The organism is Thalassotalea sp. G20_0 (assembly GCF_017744175.1).
Taxonomy (GTDB): domain Bacteria; phylum Pseudomonadota; class Gammaproteobacteria; order Pseudomonadales; family Endozoicomonadaceae; genus Endozoicomonas.
Window position 1 is genome coordinate 1 of record NZ_JAGHQV010000136.1, and the last position, 2896, is coordinate 2896.

The 2896-nt window shown below is 61.5% G+C and carries 1 protein-coding gene; it reads left to right on the forward strand.

From position 1 onward, the window contains the following. Positions 1-2896 (forward strand): hypothetical protein (locus tag J7438_RS24960; RefSeq protein WP_209278757.1); only part of this gene is annotated, 2896 nt, incomplete at both ends.

The window sequence follows — 2896 nt, forward strand, 5'->3', positions numbered from 1 at the left end:
CAGGTGTGCTGCGTCAACCTGCTGGAGACACTGGAGAGGCAGTTCCGGGACAGCTTCCTGAACATGACCAGTACCGCGGGGCAGTACCTCCGCTATGATAACGATCAGGATGACCACCAACCCGGCGGTACCCCGGGCCAGCGCTCCACCGAAGTGTCGATCACCAGGAATCTGGCCAACCAGTTCCAGAACCTGTATGCGCTCTACAGCGCAGCCCGTTATGACATGGTCAGGGCCACCGGATTCGGAGGCGAGGCGGCAGCGGATGATCGCTTCCAGGGTTACAATGCCGGGGCCATTGGCAAGGTCGTTACCGGGTTGCTGGCAAGATCGGCCAGAATGTCGGACCCCATCCGGGAGGTGCTGCGGACACTTGGGAATGCTCTGGCCCATGACCATGAGGATCTCCGCGCCAACGACAGGCGTCCCCCGCAGCCGGATACCGCACTGCAGCAGACGCTGGAAAATGTCCGGATAGCGGATGGTGAGTTTGACTTGTCGCCACCCATGCTGGACGAGCGGGATGTGAAAGTAATCAATCAAATCATCCTGGCCGAGCGCAACGCCTACTTTCAGAACACACGACCACTGAGGGATGAGCGTTTCGTGAAGTTCAGCGACGTGTTCGACAATACGACGGATTTGCAAAATCAATTGTACGGCGAGCAGCTTCCCTGCCCGACCAGCGAGCAGGGGCTGGCCGACACCTCGGCGCTGAGTGAACTGCTGGCCCGGACTGCCGACCAGACACCCGGCATCACGGCCGCCGGGAAACAACTGCTGAAACTGTATGCCGACCGTGCCACCCAGTCCTACCGTGCCTATGGCCAGCGCATCGGCACTATCCAGAGAGCCAACACCCGGGCAGTGCAGGACATCCAGGAGAGTGATAGCACCCTCATCCACGAGGGCCGGGAATACCCGCAATGGTCGCTGGCACGGCTGGTGTGCTGTGCACAGGGCCTGCAGGCTATGGACCGGGCACTCAGGAACACGTTTCTGTCGGACCTCAGCCTGGCCGATCAGTGCATTCGCCATGATGCTTCCCAAAACCTGACCATGGGGCCGGATGCGAGCGGTGAGAACCCCACCCGGGAGGCCATGATTGATAATCTGGTCAACCAGTTCCTGAACATGTATGCACAGTACGGCGAAGCCCGTTTCAATATGATCAAAGCCACCGGGTTCGCCCTGGAGGAGGAAGAGTTACCGGTTTTACGGGGATTGAGCGCCCGGGGCATGGCAACCACGGTCAAAGATCTGTTGGGTACCACGTCCGGGTTGTCCGCACCGTTGCGGGACGTTCTGCAGGGAGTTGCGGACTATCTGGATAACCGGGTCACCGATGACGGCGATAATGATCTGCGCCCACCACAGGCCGATCGTCACCTGTTGCAGATCATCGACCATACCACCGCCGTCGATGATGAGTACACCTTGCCGCCAGCCACGCAGGTCCGAGGCGATATGAACGCTGTCAACCGGCTTATCCAGGGTGAGAAAGTTGGCTATCTGGCCAGGATGGGGGAACTGGAAGACCGGGAGCGTTTCCCCGCTGATTTTGCCGATATATTCCAAGAGCCCGATGCCTTTGTGGAGCTTTTCCTGGAAGGGGAGATCCCGTCGTCGTGCCAGGGTAACTCACGCAAACGTCGCCAGCTGGACAGCCATCTCTCTGGCAAGCCTGCCAGCAGGCCGACGCTTCCCCGGGATGAGGAAGTTATTGCCAATGACCACCGTGCTGCGGCCACTGCCGGAGCCACCCGCCACGGGGGGATATTGTCGGCGCTACGTGGTGGCCTGTCCTGGCTGACCGGCGGCACCAGAGCCACGGCAAACCAACCGCAGGGAGCATCGCAGATCACTGCCGGGCAAAGCCATCAACGACAGGAGTCCACCCATGGTGCCGACAACCAGCCGGCCAGCAGAGTCAGGCCGGTGGCGCACAGCGTCCACAACAGCCTGGCTCTGGCCGGGCTGCTGGTGTCCCGGGCCACGGATCGTCCCATCCGACCAGACACACTGGTTCATGGTGAGAGGCACCGGACTGATACGGCGGCACAGCCCTTTGACTGCCTACCGGGCATGCGGCTGCTCACCGGCAGCATGCGGGTTGCCCGGCAACTGCACAACGAAGTGTCGGCTTTCCTGCAGCAGCTCAGGCTGCAGCGAATACAGCCGGATGCTGCCTGGCAAACCGATGACCTGCTGAATATGGCCATCGCCATGGTCACCAATGAGGCGCAACCGACCCGCTGCACCGAGGAGTTTCTGCTGGAAGTGTTGCTCTCGCCCAGACTGGGGGTTGAACATGAGCGCGCCGCCAATATTTTCGACAGCGGCGGACGGGTCCGGGGCACCGATGGCGGTGCCATCTTCTTTGGCGGGGAGCAAACCCAGCCGTGCCAGTCAGGCCCGGCCAGAGATCTTGGCCAGTGCATGCTGAACGCCATGGCAGACCATCAACTGGAACAAATGACCGCAGAATCCCGGTCGGCTGACTCCGGCCCGTTACTCAGTAGTGCACTGCGCAATGCCATTGTTGACCGGGCCAGCCAGTTTCAGGAACTGCAACGAGGGGCTGTGTCTGCCCAGCATTCGAGGGGGTTGTTCAGCCAGCTGCCAGACTGGCTGGGTGCCAGCAGTGGCAACTACAGCAGCCGCCGCGACCGGCTGTACCAGCGACTGGACCAACGGCTGACCCCGGTCACCAGCCCGGGGGCCGTTCTGGCGGGTAATGCCTGCCTCAGCCAGCTGGAAGCGGGTGATTATGGTTCGGCCCGGGCATCCTTCTTCGGGCTGTCGGACCGGCAGCAGCAACAGGCCATCCAGTCACTGACAAGGATGCCCGACTGTTTTGGACTGGAACCTCAGTGGGACGATCCGGCTCCCAGGG